14 protein-coding genes and 1 pseudogene are annotated in these 18,299 nt (G+C 37.9%); 10 read left to right on the plus strand and 5 right to left on the minus strand.

Annotation, left to right across the window (positions count from 1 at the left end; genetic code table 11):
• Positions 1–17: 17 nt before the first annotated feature.
• Together ACIQ0C_RS22325 and ACIQ0C_RS22330 are read left to right on the plus strand one after the other, a co-directional pair.
• Entirely contained in the window at positions 18–1,112 is a 1,095-nt protein-coding gene (locus ACIQ0C_RS22325) for an S-methyl thiohydantoin desulfurase family protein (protein ID WP_403064130.1), read from the plus strand.
• Positions 1,112–2,692 carry a hydantoinase/oxoprolinase N-terminal domain-containing protein gene (locus tag ACIQ0C_RS22330; protein WP_403064133.1) on the plus strand — a complete coding sequence of 527 codons (1,581 nt, stop codon included), beginning with the start codon at positions 1,112–1,114 and terminating at the stop codon, positions 2,690–2,692. The genes ACIQ0C_RS22325 and ACIQ0C_RS22330 overlap by 1 nt, the downstream gene beginning before the upstream one ends.
• 397 nt (positions 2,693–3,089) lie before the next feature.
• On the opposite strand, the gene mscL is transcribed toward ACIQ0C_RS22330, so the two are convergent.
• Positions 3,090–3,488 carry a large conductance mechanosensitive channel protein MscL gene (gene mscL / locus ACIQ0C_RS22335; protein WP_403064136.1) on the minus strand — a complete coding sequence of 133 codons (399 nt, stop codon included), beginning with the start codon at positions 3,486–3,488 and terminating at the stop codon, positions 3,090–3,092.
• Positions 3,489–4,020: 532 nt separating this feature from the next.
• Here mscL and ACIQ0C_RS22340 point away from each other — a divergent pair.
• Positions 4,021–4,365 (plus strand): hypothetical protein, encoded by a 345-nt coding sequence (locus tag ACIQ0C_RS22340; RefSeq protein ID WP_403064139.1) that lies wholly within the window; start codon positions 4,021–4,023, stop codon positions 4,363–4,365.
• Between the two features lie 117 nt (positions 4,366–4,482).
• Here ACIQ0C_RS22340 and ACIQ0C_RS22345 read toward each other — a convergent pair whose 3' ends face one another.
• Positions 4,483–5,319, minus strand: a complete 837-nt coding sequence (locus tag ACIQ0C_RS22345; protein ID WP_402842265.1) for a DUF2935 domain-containing protein — start codon at positions 5,317–5,319, stop codon at positions 4,483–4,485.
• Between the two features lie 390 nt (positions 5,320–5,709).
• Positions 5,710–7,347: a ribosomal protection-like ABC-F family protein gene (abc-f, locus tag ACIQ0C_RS22350; RefSeq protein ID WP_403064142.1), complete on the minus strand. Its 1,638-nt coding sequence runs from the start codon at positions 7,345–7,347 to the stop codon at positions 5,710–5,712.
• 412 nt (positions 7,348–7,759) lie between these two features.
• Between abc-f and ACIQ0C_RS22355 the strand changes: the two genes are divergently transcribed.
• Positions 7,760–8,530: a GH25 family lysozyme gene (locus ACIQ0C_RS22355; protein WP_403064145.1), complete on the plus strand. Its 771-nt coding sequence runs from the start codon at positions 7,760–7,762 to the stop codon at positions 8,528–8,530.
• Between the two features lie 257 nt (positions 8,531–8,787).
• Here ACIQ0C_RS22355 and ACIQ0C_RS22360 read toward each other — a convergent pair whose 3' ends face one another.
• Positions 8,788–8,967, minus strand: coding sequence for a small, acid-soluble spore protein, H family (locus tag ACIQ0C_RS22360; RefSeq protein WP_402842273.1), 180 nt, complete (start codon positions 8,965–8,967; stop codon positions 8,788–8,790).
• Positions 8,968–9,276: 309 nt separating this feature from the next.
• On the opposite strand from ACIQ0C_RS22360, the pseudogene ACIQ0C_RS22365 reads away from it, so the two are divergent.
• Positions 9,277–9,996, plus strand: a pseudogene (locus ACIQ0C_RS22365) (penicillin-binding transpeptidase domain-containing protein); the annotation flags it as partial.
• Positions 9,997–10,271: 275 nt separating this feature from the next.
• On the plus strand, positions 10,272–11,018 hold the full coding sequence (locus tag ACIQ0C_RS22370) for a TerC family protein (RefSeq protein ID WP_403064148.1): 747 nt from the start codon (positions 10,272–10,274) through the stop codon (positions 11,016–11,018).
• A gap of 167 nt (positions 11,019–11,185) precedes the next feature.
• Here ACIQ0C_RS22370 and ACIQ0C_RS22375 read toward each other — a convergent pair whose 3' ends face one another.
• Positions 11,186–12,325 carry a LuxR C-terminal-related transcriptional regulator gene (locus tag ACIQ0C_RS22375; RefSeq protein ID WP_403064151.1) on the minus strand — a complete coding sequence of 380 codons (1,140 nt, stop codon included), beginning with the start codon at positions 12,323–12,325 and terminating at the stop codon, positions 11,186–11,188.
• A 285-nt stretch (positions 12,326–12,610) separates the two neighbouring features.
• Here ACIQ0C_RS22375 and ACIQ0C_RS22380 point away from each other — a divergent pair, with 285 nt between their 5' ends.
• The 4 genes from ACIQ0C_RS22380 (at position 12,611) to ACIQ0C_RS22395 (ending at position 17,921) form a co-directional block, all read left to right on the plus strand.
• Positions 12,611–13,366 (plus strand): SDR family NAD(P)-dependent oxidoreductase, encoded by a 756-nt coding sequence (locus ACIQ0C_RS22380; RefSeq protein ID WP_403064154.1) that lies wholly within the window; start codon positions 12,611–12,613, stop codon positions 13,364–13,366.
• Positions 13,367–13,421: 55 nt separating this feature from the next.
• Complete coding sequence (locus ACIQ0C_RS22385; RefSeq protein WP_402842284.1) at positions 13,422–14,165, plus strand: SDR family NAD(P)-dependent oxidoreductase; 744 nt, start codon at positions 13,422–13,424, stop codon at positions 14,163–14,165.
• Between the two features lie 1,440 nt (positions 14,166–15,605).
• Entirely contained in the window at positions 15,606–16,115 is a 510-nt protein-coding gene (locus tag ACIQ0C_RS22390; protein WP_402842286.1) for a DoxX family protein, read from the plus strand.
• A gap of 606 nt (positions 16,116–16,721) precedes the next feature.
• Entirely contained in the window at positions 16,722–17,921 is a 1,200-nt protein-coding gene (locus ACIQ0C_RS22395) for a C40 family peptidase (protein WP_403064158.1), read from the plus strand.
• The last annotated feature ends 378 nt before the right edge of the window (positions 17,922–18,299 follow it).

Consider the following 18,299-nt stretch of genomic DNA (forward strand, 5'->3'; position numbering starts at 1 on the left):
TCGGGGGTTTTGAGAAAATGAGGAAATTAGGTAAACAGGAAATTGAAGATATTGCAGTAGGTGCGGCTTTACTCGGAACAGGCGGAGGAGGTGATCCTTACATTGGTAAACTAATGGCTTTACAGGCAATTGAAGAATACGGGGAAATCACATTGTTGGATGTAGAAGAAGTTCCTGATGAAGCATTAGTAGTACCTTCCGCAATGATGGGAGCACCGACGGTTATGTTGGAAAAAGCTCCAAGCGGTGAAGAAGCAACAGCAGCTTTCGAAAACCTAGAATCTTATTTGGGAAAAAAGATTTTTGCAACGATGCCGATTGAAGCAGGCGGAGTGAATTCGATGGTGCCCCTTGCACTTGCTGCAAATCTTGGCTTGCCTGTGGTGGATGTTGATGGGATGGGGAGAGCATTCCCGGAATTGCAAATGGTCACTTTTTATTTGGACGGAATTGCTGCTACTCCGATGGTGCTTGCGGATGAGAAAGGCAATACTTCACTGCTCTCAACCATAAACAATGTCTGGACAGAGAGGATTGCCCGTGCAGCAACGATTGAAATGGGCGGTTCCACAATGACAGCGATTTATCCAATGACAGGAAAGAATATTAAGGAAAGCGGAATTAGAAATATACTGAGCTTAGAAGAACAAATCGGCAAGACAATCAGGCTTGCAAAGCAAAATAATGTTGATCCAATAAAAGAAGTGTTGAATAAGGCAGACGGGTTTGAATTGTTCCGTGGAAAAGTGAGTGATATCAACCGCAAGACAGAATCGGGATTTGCCAGAGGTGTGGCAACATTTGAGGGAATCAATGAGTATAAGGGAGAAAAACTCGAGGTGCGATTCCAAAATGAGCATTTAATTGCACAAACAGAAGAACGCTTGCTTTGTGTCACTCCAGATTTGATTGCCGTGCTTGATGCAGAAACAGGCTTGCCGATCACTACTGAAGGGATCAGATATGGAGCAAGATGCGTGGTAATCGGAATGCCATGCCATCCAAAGTGGAGAACGGAAAAGGGAATTGAAGCGGTTGGTCCAAAATACTTTGGTTATGAAGTCGGTTATGTTCCTGTTGAGGAACTAATGAAAAAAGGAGGGCTAGTATAATGGGTGTTTATCGAATAGGAATTGATGTCGGGGGAACCCATACAGATGCAGTGCTTTTAGATCAATATAATCAGGTCATTTCGGAAACGAAATCACCAACAACTGAGGATGTTTCCGTTGGCATCTATACAGCAATGAGAAAAATAATCGATGAAGCAAAGGTTCCGCGGGAGCAAATTAAATATGCAATGCTAGGTACGACCCATTGTACAAATGCTATTGTTGAACGAAAGAGATTAAACAATATCGCCATAATTCGTATTGGTGCTCCGGCTACTTTAGCGGTTAAACCGCTTATCGGCGTACCTGATGACCTTCGCGCAGTCCTCGGAAAATATGTATATCTAATCCGTGGCGGACATGAATTTGATGGCCGGGAGATTGTTGAATTAGATGAAGCACATTTGTATCAAATTGCCGAAGAAATCAAGGGGAAAGTGGATTCCATCGCGATAACTTCTGTCTTTTCACCTGTATCGCAAACACACGAACAAAGAGCAAGTGAAATTTTCAAAGAAGTACTGGGAGAAGAAACCTCAATTTCTTTATCTTCAGAAATTGGTTCAGTCGGTTTACTGGAAAGGGAAAATGCGACGATTCTTAATGCTGCTGTCGTGAATGTTGCTAAAACGACTGCGGACGGATTCATCAATGCACTGAAGAATGAAGGAATTGAGGCAAAAGTATTCTTTTGCCAAAATGATGGGACATTAATGTCAATCGAATATGCAGTCAAATACCCAATTTTCACTGTTGCTTGCGGTCCGACTAACTCTTTAAGGGGAGCATCCTATTTGAGTGAATTAACCGATGCAATCGTTTTAGATGTTGGGGGAACAACTACGGATATTGGCGTTCTCGTTCAATCGTTTCCAAGGGAATCTTCTTTGGCAGTAGAGATTGGAGGAGCCAGAACAAACTTCCGGATGCCTGATTTAATCTCGATTGGACTTGGAGGAGGCACGATAATCCGCATAGGAGAAAAGGGAGAGTTCACGATTGGACCAGACAGTGTCGGTTACCGACTGCCAGAAAAAGCCTTGATTTTCGGAGGCGATACTTTAACAACGACGGATGTTGCAGTGGCTCTTGGAAAAGTGGAACTTGGGGATGCTTCAAAAGTGGCTCACCTTGAAAAGGATCTATTAAATAGAATCTATTTAAATATGGTCAATCTGGTCGAAGAAGCTATCGATAAGATGAAAACAAGTGCTGCACCAGTTCCAGTCATTCTCGTTGGGGGTGGAAGCATCCTTCTACCTGAGGAATTAAAAGGTGCATCTGAAGTCATACGCCCATTACATTCAGGTGTAGCGAATGCCATTGGGTCGGCCATCTCCCAGGTTAGCGGGCAGATTGAAAAAGTTTATGCACTAGCTGAAATAGGAAGGGAAACAGCATTGGAACAGGCAAAGGAATTAGCGATGTCAGAAGCGATCAGTGCAGGAGCCGATCCTCAAACGCTGGTTATTGTCGACATAGAAGATGTACCTTTAGCATATATGCCTGGGAATGCAACCCGTATTCGTGTGAAAGCCGCTGGTGATCTGGCCCAGGCTGTAATGAATGAACCGGTGTAGTCGAGGCAGGGGTGTAAAGTAGCTTTTTATTGTGCGGAGGAAGCTTTACTTCTTGATTTAAATAAGTGGAAAAAGCAAAGTGCTAAGGGTAGTGGAATTGACGAATTATTGTATTAAAGTTATTAAAATATGACGCATATTATTTCTTCCTCTCTGAAATTTTTACAATAAAGGGTAAAAAAAGTGCTTCCTTTTCATTGGGAGATCTGGTGAGTTAATTTTGTAAGGAAGAGTTTCCAGTCCATATGAAATAAACGGTTAAGTGTCGCCTGTCTAGTTATAGGAACGGATACGTAGTTCATTATGACAAGAAAAAGCCCCTCTCATTTAAGAGAGGGGCTTTTTCTTATTCTGATTTTTGACTATTTTTGCACTTTTTCACTGATTCAGTATATACTTACGATGTTTCATCCTGACGTGAATTTTTTTGTAAAAGATCACGGATTTCCTTTAAATATTGCTCGGATGCCGGTACCGCTTCCAATACCTCTTCCTCGTTCGCTTGTTTTTTTCTAATAAGAGAATTCGCTACCTTCATAAACATGAAAATCGCAAATGAAATGATCAAGAAATCAATCACAGCTTGGACAAATTCACCGTATTGAACATCTGTGTTTCCAACTGGGATAGATAACGAAGAAAAATTGACCCCACCTAATAAAATTTCTATTAGCGGTGTGATAATATTTTCGACTAGTGATGAAACGATCTTCCCAAAAGCAGCACCCATTACTACAGCTATCGCAAGATCGAGAACGTTTCCTTTGGTAATAAATTCCTTGAATTCCTTTATCATTGTAACTACACCTTTCTTTTTTCAATTAATAAAAGCATATCAGAAACATGATGAAAATTAAATAGTGTTAAAGCATCCATAATTCCAAAGATAGGTCCATCCCCCGTTTAATCATTGAATCCGTTAATATAATGCAATGGCGGAACTCCGATCAAAGGAGATAGAACGCAATTTTCGATACAAAAAACATTAAAGAGACGTTATAATAGCAGGTCTTAATGTAGAAGGATTTAAGAATGGTCATGGAACAAAGCAAAAAAGTAATTGAAGGTAGGGGGGAACGAATAAGGTGTTAATTTTCAATGTCAGGTAAAGCCGTTTCACCAACTTGAGGAAGGGGGTGAATATAAATGTATTCGTTTGGCGATAATTATATTATTGTACTACCCCCTAAGTGGTACTCCTCCATTGTTAAAAGCCCTTCTCTTAATTGAGAGGGGTTTTTTGTTTTGGGATTTGTTAAATGGTTTTTGTTAATAGGAGGATTTTACGTTTCATTTGGAGAATGTTTTGACAAACGGGGGTGGATTATTTGAGACAACATTTTGAACAGGATTTATCTAGAGAGGATATATTTAGGATGATTGTTAAGCACCTTGATGTATTTCCGTTGACTAGTCTAGAGGCTATCAGAGAAGTGATCAGGAGTTCATTAAATCAAAGAGGCTTGATAGGGGGGATGACCACACAAACAGGAGCCGCTACATATAACCGGAAAATATCAGACCAGGATATCCAATTAATAAATGATTGTATTTGTGACCTCTTAAATAGCCGCGTTATCCAACCTGGTATTAATGAAGTCAATCAGGATTTACCATGGATTTCTGTTTCTGATAAAGAGAAACTTGAAACATTGGTGAACTCCCAATCTTAACTTTTTACATATAAAAGCCCTTCTCTAAATCGAGAGGGGCCAATTTTTATTGGAATTTATTAATCCATAATAGCAATTTTATAAAAACCATTATTTTTCTATATACTTCATACTCAATTAATTGTATGTTTCACCTGTAAGGTGGGATTCAAACATATCGATGATTTCAAGGAAACGTTCGGCCTCACGGAAAACGTGATCAGCCAACAGTGGATGGATAATGCTCTTGATTTTGCATTCCTCGATTAAATCCCTAGCGGTTTTCTTAAAGTCTCGAAGTGATACGACGGAAACACGGTTCTGATCTAGAAATTGATCCAAAAGAGGAGCGGTTTGAGATTGCGGTTTCATGGACTCTAAGTCTACAGCTTGAAAGACTAATTGATCAAAATCATTGCTGAAGTTACGCGCCATATCCACCAGCTTTCTTTCCGATGGATCAAGGAGATGTCCGATGAATTTTGCATGATCCGCCATGATCCTTAAAAAGAAAACATTTTCTTTGATGATCGCATCAGCAAGAGGTTTCAATTTACCCTCATTTAATTCTTTTAATCGTTTTCTAAAATAATTGGCTTCCCTGCTTGTATGGTCGACTAATAGCGGGAAATTGTTCGCACCAGGCAATTTACACGTGAGTATTAATCCCAATACTTTTCTTTTAAATAAAAATATGCCAGTAGCAGCTTGTTGCACTTCCGAGTTAAATCTTCTGATCTGTTCTGGATCAGCTTGATTTGTTAATGAATGGGATTGCTGTTCTATCCGTTCAAATAAATGAAAAAACTGATTAGCTTCCTCAATTAGCTGTGTATCTTCACATCTAAAACCTAGTCTTAGAAATAACGAGTGTTCCTTCATTATTCTTGACCAAAAACGAATCTCATCCAAAGAGCGTGCAACAAACATTCCAGAGTTATTCCTCATGTTAGCTTCCTGCGTGTTCTCATTCATAACTATTGCCCCCTTTTTAAAACAAATCCATCATTAAAAGAATATTAACGAGGGGGCATTAGTATTCTGCTCAAATTGCAAATCGAATCATTACGGATATCCTTAGCACCTCAAACCAATGAGTTTTTTTGTTTTCTCCTTGTAGGGGAAATATCGTATCCATCGTCCTTGAAGAGTGGCAAGCGTGCATTTTAGAGAGGAAGGAAAATGGATTTCGAACGAAGGGTATACAAAAATCCTGACCGATTTGAGTCTGAAACCGTACTTTCTAAGATCTTCTATAATACTTCATCAGGCACTCCAGGGTAGTATTTAAAGAACCCTTAGACTTAATTCATTCTAAGGGTTCTCGCATTTAATTTATCAGTTTCATTAAGTTACATTTGATTGTCATTTGTCACAAAGTTCATTAATTTTTTTCGTAAGCTCATTAAACTTTTGGTCGAGTTCTGTGTACGCTTTATCGTTTGGAGTCATAAAGCTAAGTTTTCCCAAAACTTCTTGTCTTTCTGTTTCAAGCGTTAATCGAAGTTCTTCCAAATCATCTCTTTTTGGGGAGGATTCATACAATTGTTTTTGTATGCGATCATTCGAAATGAGGAGTTTGCTGCTTGTCGTTTTTTCGAGAAAATATCGATCATGCGAAACGACGAGTAGCGTTCCAGTGAACTGTGCTAAGGTATCCTCAAGTTGTTCCCGTGAAGCTAAATCCAGGTGATTTGTCGGCTCATCCAAAATGAGCACATCTTTTTCCTCTAATATATATTCCATTAACTTACATTTAACACGCTCACCCATACTCATATTCTTAATCGGTTCTGTCCAATGAGATGCCGTGAAGCCTAAATGCTTCATTAAAGTTTGAACGCGCCCTCTCGACTCGAAAGTTTCTTTATGAAATAGTTGGGCGGGTGCTAGTTCAAACGGTAAATCAAACACTTCCTGCGTCAAATAGCCTATTTTTGCAGATGGTGAAATCCATACCTCGCCCGCAAAAGTTTGATGTCCAAGAATTATTTTTAATAATGTTGTCTTTCCGCTGCCGTTGGGACCTACAATGGAAACCTTCTCACCATGCTGAACCGTGAAATTGACGTTTTTAAAAAGTGTTCGGCCGTTAAAAGTCTTAGTTAAATTCTTAACTTCCAAAAAACGTTTTCCCATCTTGTTTTTTGCATTAATTGAAAAGCGTACAGTGTATTCTGGTTCAACAGGTTCAGTTTTTGCTTTTTCAAGCTCTTTTTCAAGACGCTTTTGTTTAGATTTTACCTGTGCATCCATTCGCTTTGCTTTTACACGATAGTATTCCTTAATCCCTTCCTTTTTCGTCGATTGGGAATGGGCTTTTTTTGACCAAGAAGTGATTCCTTTCATTTGTCCCTCAATCCGTTCAACCATTTTTTGCTGTTTTTCATATTCACGTTGTTGTGTAAGTCTTTTCTGTTTGCGAACCTCCATATAACTAGAATAATTCCCTCTGTGCTCAATTAGCTTTTTATCTTCAATCGACCAAATTTTCGTTGCTACAGCATCCAAAAAATAACGATCGTGCGAAACAAAAATAATGGTACCTCTATAATTTTTAATTTGTCCTTTGAGGAACTCTAAACTTTCCTCATCAAGATGGTTCGTCGGTTCATCTAATAGTAAAAGGTCTGCATCCTTAGAAAGTCCTTTTGCTAGCCGGGCTTTCAGTTTTTCTCCCCCACTTAATCGTTGGAAGTCATGGCTTGGTACATGCATTTTATCAAGTAATTTAACTTCGGAAGGCGTCTTATCTTCTGTTGAATGGGACTCGACTTCTTGTTCAACGATAAAAACCTTCACGTCTTGCTGCAGCCATTGGATTTGTCCATGTGCAGGCTCTAAATCATTATTAATTAATTGCAACAACGTAGATTTACCGGCACCATTTTTGCCAATGATACCGATTATCTCCCCTTTTTGAACACTAGCATTAACATTTTCAAAAATGTTATGGTCCAGTACTCCATAGCTGATATTGGTTAATTTTAATAATTCTTTCATTATGATTAATCCTCTCCTTAAAGGGAGAATAAAAAAAATCCTCCCAGTTCATATGGAAGGATTAGTCGTACCTGTGCATTATCAAATAAGAGCTTTTTTCATGATAGCTCTAAAATTTATAGAAAATGGGCAGACTAATCCTATTTTGTATGATTTGAAATATGTGATTTCAAATTTTTAAAAATAAGATTAGTTAATCATCGGCCACCCATCATCCCTTCTGATATTAATAAAATCAGTATAGCATAATATGATCGTTTTAAACAAAGGGAAGCGGCACAATACTATAAGATTTATAATTGTTTTAACTCAATCAAATACCTTATTATAAGGTGTACAAGGACTGAATATTTCCTGTGGAAACCATAAACATTTACCACCCATAGGGTTGTTCCTTGAGGAGGTCATTAATATGGAATATATAAAGGGAATCGATGTTTCACATTGGCAAGGTGCTATTAATTGGGAGGAAGTTGCAAAGGCAGACGTGAAGTTTGTATTCATTAAAGCAACAGAGGGAACAAGTTATTCTAAGCTTTCCTATTTCAAAGAAAATGCACCACAAGCATTGGCAGCGGGATTGAAAGTCGGGGCCTATCATTATGCAAAGTTTGCAACTGTTGCAGAAGCAAAGGCTGAAGCTGCTTATTTTTTAGATTCTATCAGCTCTTTTGCTTTAAATTACCCTGTTGTCCTTGATCTTGAGGAAAATAAAAAAAAGGCAAATAAAAAAACGCTAACCGATGCAGCAATCGCTTTTTTGGAAGCTATTGAAGAAGCTGGATATACGGCTATGCTGTATAGTGGTAAATACTTTCTCGAAAATGCCCTAGATGAATCAAGGTTAACGAACTACGCTTTGTGGATTGCCAGATACAACAGCATGTTGGGACGTAGCACGGATATTTGGCAGCATTCTGATTCAGGTAAGGTAAGTGGGATCAGGACAAAGGTGGATTTGAACATAGCCTATAGGGATTTTACAGATCCAATAAATACTTTTAGGGCCCGCAACTCCCGTGCATTGAAAACAGAACCAGCCACAACGTATACTGTAAAAAAAGGTGACACTCTTAGCTTCATTGCAAAAAATCATAAAACAACGGTGAAATCGCTTGTTAGTCTTAACGGAATTAAAGACCCCGACAAAATTTATATCGGTCAAAAATTAAGGTTGAAATAAAGGATCTTCTCATTACGAGAGGTACGAAGTATGGGGTTCATTCAAAAGGTCAAAACAAGGTAGATTGGAGCGGGTGTGCGAGACGGGAAAAGCGGGTCCAGGGAGACCCCATAGGCGCAAAGGCGCAGGAGGCTTCCCGGAATGCCCGCGGAAAGCGAGTGCCTGGAGAGTAAATCAACGTTCAAATTGTACAAATCCTTAATTTACTGTAGACAAACTCGGCTCTTCTCATTAAGAGGAGCTTATTTTAATGGATATTATATTTCTTTAAGTTCGTCTATTGCTACGTCTGATCTTTCCTCTAATGGGCCTCTTAGATGTACTGTAGCCGTTCTTCCATCTTCATTTAAATTATCAATCCATACTGAAGTGCCATTATATCTAACCTCAATGTCAGCTGATGAAGAAAGTATCTGCTTTACACGCTTAGCATCCATATAAATCCCTCCCTGTTAATTAGTCTTCCTATTATTTAGGAAAAGCCTTGATTTTATTCATTTGATTAATATTGCAACTAAATTATATAAGGAGAGCAATGATGTTTAATTTTCCACGTTATCCGCCGTAACTCTTTTTTAATTAAGCTTGTTATGAAAAGATGAGAATTCTTAATCTTAAAAATATTGGATTTATCTGCTAGAATGGATAGGATTGTAAATGATTTTTTTGAGGTGATGAATTTTTAAAAAAGCAGGCTTCTGGCAGCCCTTTTAATACTTATTTGCGCATCCGTACTATTTACATGCATGCAACAGCCAAGCGGGGCCAATGCCGCCAAAGATAAACTTAACATGAAGAAGCTCGAAATTGATGAATTTTTGCTGAACGTGATGGAACTTTTATATTACATGAAGTGAAAACAGGCAAGACTTTTATCTATAATAATGAACGTGCCGAACAAAGATTTGCGCAGCAATCGACTTTTAAGGTGCCTAATGCACTCATCGAATTACAGGTCGGGGCTGTAGAGGATGAATATGACATTAAATACTGGGATGGTGTGAAAAGGGAAATTGAGATATGGAACCAGGATCATACGCTTGGGTCCGGTTTAAGGAACTCAGTTGTTTGGTATTATCAAGTAATGGCCCGCGACATTGGAGAGAGTCGAATGGAGGAATGGATTCATAAGATTTCTTATGGCAACCAAGATATTAGTGGAGGGATTGATCAGTTTTGGCTAAGCAGCTCACTCAAAATTTCTCCTAGTGGAATATATGGAAAATTTATACATATAAAATCTTCCTTTTGATAAGGATATCATAAAAACCGTTAAAAGAATGATGATCCAGACTGAAGGGGACAACTATAAACTTTACGGAAAAACGGGGCAGGGGTCAAACGTTGGCTGGTATGTTGGTTTTATTGAAACAAAGGAACTTGACTATGTTTTTGTAACGAATATCTCCGATACATCGGCAGACGCCAGGAACATCATGAAAGACATTTTACAGAAATACCATTTAACGTCAGATTGGGAATTAAGTTGGTGCTTTCCGAAGTGTGAAGATATAAATCCCGATTTTTCCCAATCGGATGAAGTCTAAGCATAAAAGATATTATAGAGCTGACGGATGCTTTACTTTAAATAGGGAGCTGCATCGGTACCCTATTTTTATGAAGCTAATGGGACGGAAGGGTTGAATAAGGAAGTAGATAAGATGGGACAATATTGGAGGAGAAAGTGTTGTTGGGTTTGAAGTCATATACGCATTCTTATACATGCTTTTAGGGGGGTATCATGGAACTATCGTTATTATTGGAATATGGCTGGGTGTTAATTATTCTAATTTTTTTAGAAGGTTTATTATCTGCTGATAATGCATTGGTTTTAGCCATAATGTCAAAGCATTTACCAAAAGAACAGCAAAAAAAAGCGATTAATATTGGGTTGCTTTTGGCTTTTATATTTAGGATTGGTGCAATCTTCATCATTTCGTACCTTTTCCATGTTTGGCAAGTTCAAGCCATTGGGGCTGCATATTTGATTTTCATCTCATTAAAGCATTTATTAAAAAGGGATCACGGAGAAAAAGAAAAAAAAGGGAAAAGCTACCGTATGACCGTTGCGCAAATTGCATTAGCTGATATTGCTTTTGCTATTGATTCAATTTTAGCTGCAGTCGCTCTTGTCATTGCCTTGCCAGATACGCCGATGGGTGATATAGGAGGTATGGATGGGGCAAAATTCATTGTTATTTTATTAGGGGCAATTGCAGGTTTAATCGTCATCCGGTTTGCGGCAGGATACTTCGTTAAGATACTGACGGAGCGACCTAGCCTCGAAACGGCAGCCATGTTAATCGTTGGTTGGGTAGGGGTTAAATTATTAATGCATACTCTTGCGCATCCAGCCGTGCACATTATCTCTCACGATTTTGTTGAAGGACCGATTTGGAATATAATCTTTTGGTCAGTCATGCTTCTCATTGCTATAGGCGGATGGTTTTTATCTGGAAAAACAGAGAAAAAAAGTGAAAGTAAATAAAGTATATTCTTTTGTAATAAATGAAAATTTCAAGAAGATCAAAGACCGGAAAAAATTTTTCGGTCTTTTTTTTGGTTATTCTACAATGCCCTTCTATATAGATTCCTTAATGTTGAAAATATGACAAATCGTCATAAAGATCAGTAAAGCTATTGATTGATTCAATTTTACTTCAATAACCCTAACCGAAAGCCATAAACGACTGCCTGTGTACGGTTTTTAGCTTTAAACTTTGTCATTAAACTGCTTACATAATCTCTAACGGTATGCTCACTTAATAGCAGCAATTCAGCCATTTTTTTATTGTTATAGCCCTCAGCCAGTAAATTTAAAATCATGGCTTCCCGTTCCGTCAGTTGTATGTCGGTACCAATTGACACCTCATCATCTTTTCTTGATAAATATAAACCGAGCCGTTTTCCGACCTGTTCAAGTAAAGTCAGTTCATCTATTGAATAATCGAATTCCTCCCCTAATTGATCAAAGGTCAGCCATCCGAAGACTTGCTGGTCATGAACAATGGGTACAAAAATGACAGATGAAAGATTAAATAGCTGTATATGTTCCTCTTTAATGTGATTACGGGGATTCTTTAAAAATACCGGCTTTTTTGAATTGAATACCATGGATTGCTTGGAGCTGAGTTGCCCCCTCATGCTTTGAACTTTTGGCAGCTCCGATCCAATGGTGCCGTAAAATTGATTGGACCAAGGAATATAAGCATAAAAAACACATCTTTTATAGTTAAAGAACTCCTCACATTTTTTTAGGATAAAAGAAAAATCCTTAAATCCTGCCGAGTTAATTAAAAGTTCATCTAATCGGTTCAGTAACTGCAGTCTTTTAAGTTCTGCATTCTCTTGTTTGGTTTTGGGATGTTGATCCGGTTCATCGCCCGTCCACTTGTTATAGCAATGGATGAGATGAGAGAAAATGGATAATAAGAACATAAGAATGGAAAGGGGTTGGGCATGTTTCAGGTTTACCATTAAGGTAACAATCGACTTTTCAAAGATTAATCGGAACATGCTGAAATGAGAATCATTTAAAAGGGGTAAATGTGATTGAAGCCAAGTATCCAAATGCTCTTCGAATGAGTCTTTTATGTCCTCGATATTTGGAGCGGATAAAAATAGTAAAAATGATTCCAGTAATGTTTGTATCATCTTACGTTCAGGTTCTAATATGAAGGGCTCTAGATTCAAATAAATATTGATATTTTCTTCAATCTGTTTGTTATGACTTTTAATGAATAATATGTATTGCTGCAATGTTATTTCTTCATATGCATGAAAGGGATGAGCCATGTGAATTCCTTCTCCTTAAAACAAAATACCCTATAAATAGGGGGAACTAACCTTATTATTATACAGCACTTTATAGGATAGTAATTCAAATTGTAAGGAGTAAAATAAATGTATGAACACAGAATGAAGCTATTAGATGACCATTTTCTAATTCAATCAAGGATTTCAACGTTGTAGTCAGCTATTTGCTTGTATAAGAATGGTCGTCCAGGGAGAACCTCTAGGGATGGAGATTTCTGGTGCTTAAGGAATCTGTTGCGTAGTAAGCAAAGGAGATTTGGTAATATGAAGAGACTTGAAAACAAAGTGGCAATCATTACAGGCGGGGGTACAGGAATCGGGAAAGAAACAGCTTTGTTATTTGCTAGGGAGGGAGCAAAAATCGTCATCACTGACATCAACCAGGAATCCGGTGATCAAGCTGTGAATGACATTCAGGCAATCGGCGGTGAAGCCCTATTCATCCGTCATGATGTCAGCAATGAAGAAGATTGGAAAAGGGTTGCAAAGGATACGATCGATACTTTTGATAAGGTGGATGTTCTGTTCAACAATGCGGGTATTTATATCATTAAACCGGTTGCGGAAATTGAACTGGTGGAATGGAATCGCCTCATGTCGATTAACGTGACCGGCGTATTCTTGGGAATGAAACATATTATGCCACTCATGGCGAAACAAAATAAAGGGTCGGTCATAAACGCTTCCTCCATTGCAGGCTTGATTGGCGCGCCTGGTCATGTTTTATACGGTGCAAGCAAGGGAGCGGTCCGGACTATGACTAAAGATGCTGCCATCGAGTATGCTTCAAAAGGGGTCCGTGTAAACTCGATTCATCCAGGATATATCGATACCGGGATGGCGGACTATGCATCTGAACAAACGGGCAGTTCAAAAGATGAATTGGGTAAAGAATTTCCGTTAGGACATCTGGGCAGCGTCAATAATGTGGCGAATACAGTGCTTTTCATTGCCTCGGACGAATCTTCCTATACGACGGGTACTGAATTTGTGATAGATGGCGGAGCGACTGCTCGCTAAAATCCCAACATTATTAGGGGATATTAGAAACTAAAAAACCAAGGAGTGTTTAGATATGAGATTAGAAAATAAAGTGGCAATCGTAACAGGGGGAGCAAGCGGGATTGGAGCAAGTACGGCTCAATTATTTGCAGAAGAAGGAGCAAAGGTGGTCATTGCCGATTTTGCTGATCATGGACAAGCGGTGTCAGAAGAGTTAAATGGCAAAGGGTATGATACTCTTTTTGTTAAAACTGACGTGACGAATGAAACGGACGTAAAGAATATGATCGAAGAGACGGTTAACAAATATGGAAAACTGGATATCATGTTCGCTAACGCGGGAATTGCCAGAGACGGAAACATTCATGAGTTAAGCTATGAGCAATGGCAAAAAACAATTGATATTAATTTATCCGGTGTCTTCCTATCCGATAAATATGCGATAGAGCAAATGCAAAAACAATCTACTGGCGGCGCAATTGTCAATACAGGCTCCATCCATAGCCATGCAGGGAAACCTGGGGTAACAGCCTATTCTGCTGCGAAAGGAGGGGTCAAACTGTTAACACAAACGTTAGGTGCGACTTATGCAAAAGATGGCATTCGTGTCAATGCAGTTTGCCCAGGATATATTGATACACCACTTATTGCCCAAGCTCAAGGTGAGATCAGACAAGGTTTGATCGATTTACATCCAATCGGCCGTTTAGGCAGAGCGGAAGAAGTGGCTAAAGCCGTTCTCTTCCTTGCAAGTGACGATGCATCTTTTGTTACAGGCACAAGCCTTATTGTCGACGGCGGTTATACGGCAGTATAAAAAGGCCTCGTTTAAGGGTTAATGGCTGGTTCTATCAATCAGTCAAATTCGTTTGATATGAAAATTACATGAAAAATAGAGCTTCTTCCGTAAGGTGAGTGGTGTTAGATTACTCAACTCTACTGGAGGGCTCTTTTTTTTGCATATAATGAAAAAATCCCCGGGAATGCTAAAAACATTTCCTTGGAAGAAGAAACGATACAAGCAGTTGCAGGGGAGAGGGAATTCAGTAATTTATGTTTATGGAGGATACTTTTATCCTCTTTTTGAATGTGCGGCGATAAATAATGCCAAACGGATAATTCGATTACGATCTAGATCGGTCGCATATTAGATATTCTCTATATAACTTTTATATACGTTCGGGCATCTTTCAGTAGGTCTATACACCATTTTCCTACTCATTTCAAATAGCATATGGACGTATGCTAATATCTTTACGTTTAGATTAGTCTGGTTTTGAGAAAAAAGAATAAATTAAACTAGATTAGATTAATTTTATTTAGTCACATTATTAGGTATTTTTGTTTCTTTTGAGCAAAGTATTTCCTCAATATTAGGGGCAAGTTCACTACTTTACTATTGTTAGAATTAATAAAGTAAATAACTGTCACGTTACCAAGTGAAAAACCTGTTACATATAAGAAGTAGAAATGGAGCGTTCACATTTAAACGTTTTTCTTAAGAAAACGCATACCCAGCCATCCCGAAGATAAGGGTAGTAATGGCTCCATTTTGATTGACAAGGTTTTACCTTTAGCTTAAAATTTTCCTTAGGGAAACTTTTTTACCTTAGTGCATATAATGCAGTTAAAGTGAAGTGTGATAGATAACCACTTTATTTTTTTAGATTGATGTTACCTTTGGTAAACATTATTAGTTTATAGAAAAATTATTTACAAAGGAGATGTTTGCAATGAATTCCGCACTTACCATTAAGAGTTTGTTTGTATCCTAACATGGTAATGAAGCGGTAAACGTGAATTGGTTGGGGTTATCGGTCCAAATGGGGCAGGGAAATAAACATTATTAATAGGTTTGTTAAACTTAATCCCGAAAGATAAGTCAATATTCAAATATCCGGAAAAAGTTTTAACGAGCTAAGAAAATCTGTCCATATGTCCCCAAGAAGCAATATTGAATGAGATTTTCTAATTACTGTTTTGGATCTGTATTTCTCGGAACGTATCCCCATCTAGGTTTATTTTAAAAAAAAGAAAAAGAATGAGCACTTAAAGGTTTGCAAATGGTTAGTTGGAGAAATTTCAAGAGGGCAACAAACAAGGGTCTTTTTTAGCAATGGAGCTTGCTAAAAATACTGATAAATTTTTACGGATTATCTTTTTTTGAATAGATACGACTAAGAGTAAGACAATTTAATAGCCTTGTGAAAATTGTTGTTAACCAGTATAACTACTTATTTTTAAGGAGGATTTAATAATGTTAGTTAAGTTTATAAGAGAAAATGTTTACGCGTCATTTATGCTGACAATACTTCGTATATTTATAGGGTGGCAGTGGTTGAATGCAGGGTGGAGTAAAATAACTAGTGGGAAATTTGATGCATCTGGATTCATAACAGGTGCAATAGGAAAAGTAACTGGTGAACATCCATCTGTTCAATCTTGGTGGGCTGACTTTTTAGGTGACTTTGCATTACCAAATGTAGGGATATTCAACATTCTAGTTCCGTGGGGTGAATTTTTAGTCGGACTTGGATTAATTTTAGGAACTTTTACAACTTTTGCTGTATTAATGGGAGTGCTAATGAACTTTTCCTACATGTTCTCTGGAGCAACGAGTACAAACCCACAGATGGTTTTAATTGAAATATTTATCCTTGTTGCAGGCTTTAATGCAGCGAGAATAGGTTTAGATCGTTGGATAATCCCATTCTTAAGAAAACAAATATTTAGAAAAAAGGAACAAGAAGTCACTATGCAAAGTTAAAGATAAAGTTATTTATTCATAACTTTACAACATATAAGAGTGAAGAAAATAATTAAAAACTCAGGAGTTTGTAGACAAAAGGGGGTCTTATCTAAATTTCAAAACAGAGTTGATTGGAGCGTGTGTGGGAGAATCCTGCGGGAAAGGCACGTCGAGGAGAGACCCTACAGGCGCAAAAGCGCCGAGGGCGGACCGCCCGCGGAAAGCGAGTACCCTATGTTCCAAGCGATGTTCAAGGTTTTATAAACCTAAATAAAATTGAGACAAACTTGTTCTTCATCGAGTTCGTCTACAGTCTGAACTCAGTTCTTTCTTACTTTGGAACTGAGCTTTTTGTATTTCGCGTCATATCCTTATTATTGTTGATCCTATAATTAGCTTAATAGCGTATTTCGTAAAAGACACTTTTACGAAGGGGCATTTTTTTACAATATGGCCTTATATTAATATCGCAAAAGTATAAACAAAAGAGCAGGTTAGTTCAATTTTATAAAAGTGGAAGTAAATCCAATTAATAGTATTTTTATGTTAAAGTTGTAAAGTTGATATTTTATTACATCATTTCATTAGGAAGGAACAAAATCTGTATGATAAAGGAAGGGTTAAATGGCGAAAAGAATATTAGGTAGTATGTTGCTTTTATTACTAGGCATGGTTAGTTTTTCTTTTTTATCTGGCTTGAAAGTTGAAGCGGCAGATCGAGTGCATACTGTATCCTCTCAAGAAACGGTAGAATCGATTGCAGCGATCTATGATATATCGACAGAGCAATTAATGAATATGAATGGTTTACCGGATGGTAAGTTATATATTGGCCAGAAGTTAACCATTCAGACTGCTTATACTCCTTCGAACTATCAGTGGTCAGAGAGAGGGAAACAAATTGGGAATTATGCGAAATCTTTTACAGGATTTAAAAAAACGGCTGGGGAAGAGACACCTATCAAAGGGTTTGATTCTAGCGGATTGATTCATTGGGTACTCTCCCGACAAAAGGTGCCTATCGACCGTTTGTCAGTTGAAGGCTATTATAAGCAAGGAATGGATACAAATACGCCTAAGGCTGGAGATGTTATATTTTTTCTGGAAATGGGAAGTTCAAAAGTCGTCACTGCTGGGATCTATCTGGGGGGAAATCAGTTCGTTAATTCTGGATACGGAGCAGAGACAGTTCAGGTGAGATCTACCGCAGAAAAATATTTTGCACAATACCAAGCCGAGTATAAAACGTATACACCAAAAGGAGAGCATGTCGTTCAAAATAATGAAACACTTAAAAGTATCTCGGATAATTACGGTGTATCGGTGGATACAATCAAAAAGCGTAACGCGTTACCAACTGATAGCTTGATGCAGGGACAGTATCTTCAAATATACAGCAATCCCTTGTATCCATTTTATACAAATCAAGAGGCTTCCTATGATAAAGCTTATGATGTCATAAAGTATGCCTATACTCTACGTGGATTTAACTATGTTTTCGGGGAATATGATCCGATGATTGGAATGGATTGCAGCGGTTTTATCTATTGGGCCATGAAGGAGCAGGGCATTTCCCTTAAACGTGGTTCAGCAGCGGACTACCATTCCTTGCTGCCGAAAATCAGCGATCCAAAGGCAGGGGACTTTGTATTTTTTAGAGATACAGACTTAAGTCAAGAGATAACCCACGTCGGTATTTATCTAGGGGATGGTCGCTTTATTCATACAACAAGGAATACTGGAGTTCATATATCTGATCTTACTTCAAGTTATTTTACTCAGAAGTTCGAAAGTTTTGGGCAAGTCCAAGTCCATATGGACTAAGATAGCCACGAGAGAGTTAGGCTACTTGAATTTTCAAGTCATATTATCCACTTAAGGTATGCAGTGTAACAAGATCACGAACAAACGATGTTACAACTACTATCTAGAGGGGTTTTTAAAAAAGTTTTGAGGAATATACAAATGAAAAGAAAATGAAAGTTGTTAAGTTTTATCGGTTATTAATAGATGTTTTAACTGCGATAAGAATCGAAATTGTGGATTAGAAAAAAGTTGTACTGTTTATAAAAAAGAAAAACCGAAATGACCTGATTTCGGTTTTTCTTAATGAACTAAATGGGCAGTTAGTTGAAGAAAACTTTATTTTAATGGTTGTGGTAAAAATTTCAAGTTAACTTTAAGAAAATAATATTTTTGGAA

The organism is Peribacillus sp. NPDC096448 (genome assembly GCF_044762675.1).
Lineage (GTDB): Bacteria > Bacillota > Bacilli > Bacillales > DSM-1321 > Peribacillus > Peribacillus frigoritolerans_B.

Coding starts and splice junctions, on each gene's coding strand:
- ACIQ0C_RS22390 (WP_402842286.1), top strand. CDS start 15,606: ATGTTAGTTAAGTTTATAAGAGAAAATGTTTACGCGTCATTTATGCTG.
- ACIQ0C_RS22380 (WP_403064154.1), top strand. CDS start 12,611: ATGAAGAGACTTGAAAACAAAGTGGCAATCATTACAGGCGGGGGTACA.
- ACIQ0C_RS22385 (WP_402842284.1), top strand. CDS start 13,422: ATGAGATTAGAAAATAAAGTGGCAATCGTAACAGGGGGAGCAAGCGGG.
- ACIQ0C_RS22360 (WP_402842273.1), bottom strand. CDS start 8,967: ATGGATGCTAAGCGTGTAAAGCAGATACTTTCTTCATCAGCTGACATT.
- ACIQ0C_RS22325 (WP_403064130.1), top strand. CDS start 18: ATGAGGAAATTAGGTAAACAGGAAATTGAAGATATTGCAGTAGGTGCG.
- mscL (WP_403064136.1), bottom strand. CDS start 3,488: ATGATAAAGGAATTCAAGGAATTTATTACCAAAGGAAACGTTCTCGAT.
- abc-f (WP_403064142.1), bottom strand. CDS start 7,347: ATGAAAGAATTATTAAAATTAACCAATATCAGCTATGGAGTACTGGAC.
- ACIQ0C_RS22345 (WP_402842265.1), bottom strand. CDS start 5,319: ATGAATGAGAACACGCAGGAAGCTAACATGAGGAATAACTCTGGAATG.
- ACIQ0C_RS22355 (WP_403064145.1), top strand. CDS start 7,760: ATGGAATATATAAAGGGAATCGATGTTTCACATTGGCAAGGTGCTATT.
- ACIQ0C_RS22330 (WP_403064133.1), top strand. CDS start 1,112: ATGGGTGTTTATCGAATAGGAATTGATGTCGGGGGAACCCATACAGAT.
- ACIQ0C_RS22395 (WP_403064158.1), top strand. CDS start 16,722: ATGGCGAAAAGAATATTAGGTAGTATGTTGCTTTTATTACTAGGCATG.
- ACIQ0C_RS22375 (WP_403064151.1), bottom strand. CDS start 12,325: ATGGCTCATCCCTTTCATGCATATGAAGAAATAACATTGCAGCAATAC.
- ACIQ0C_RS22370 (WP_403064148.1), top strand. CDS start 10,272: ATGGAACTATCGTTATTATTGGAATATGGCTGGGTGTTAATTATTCTA.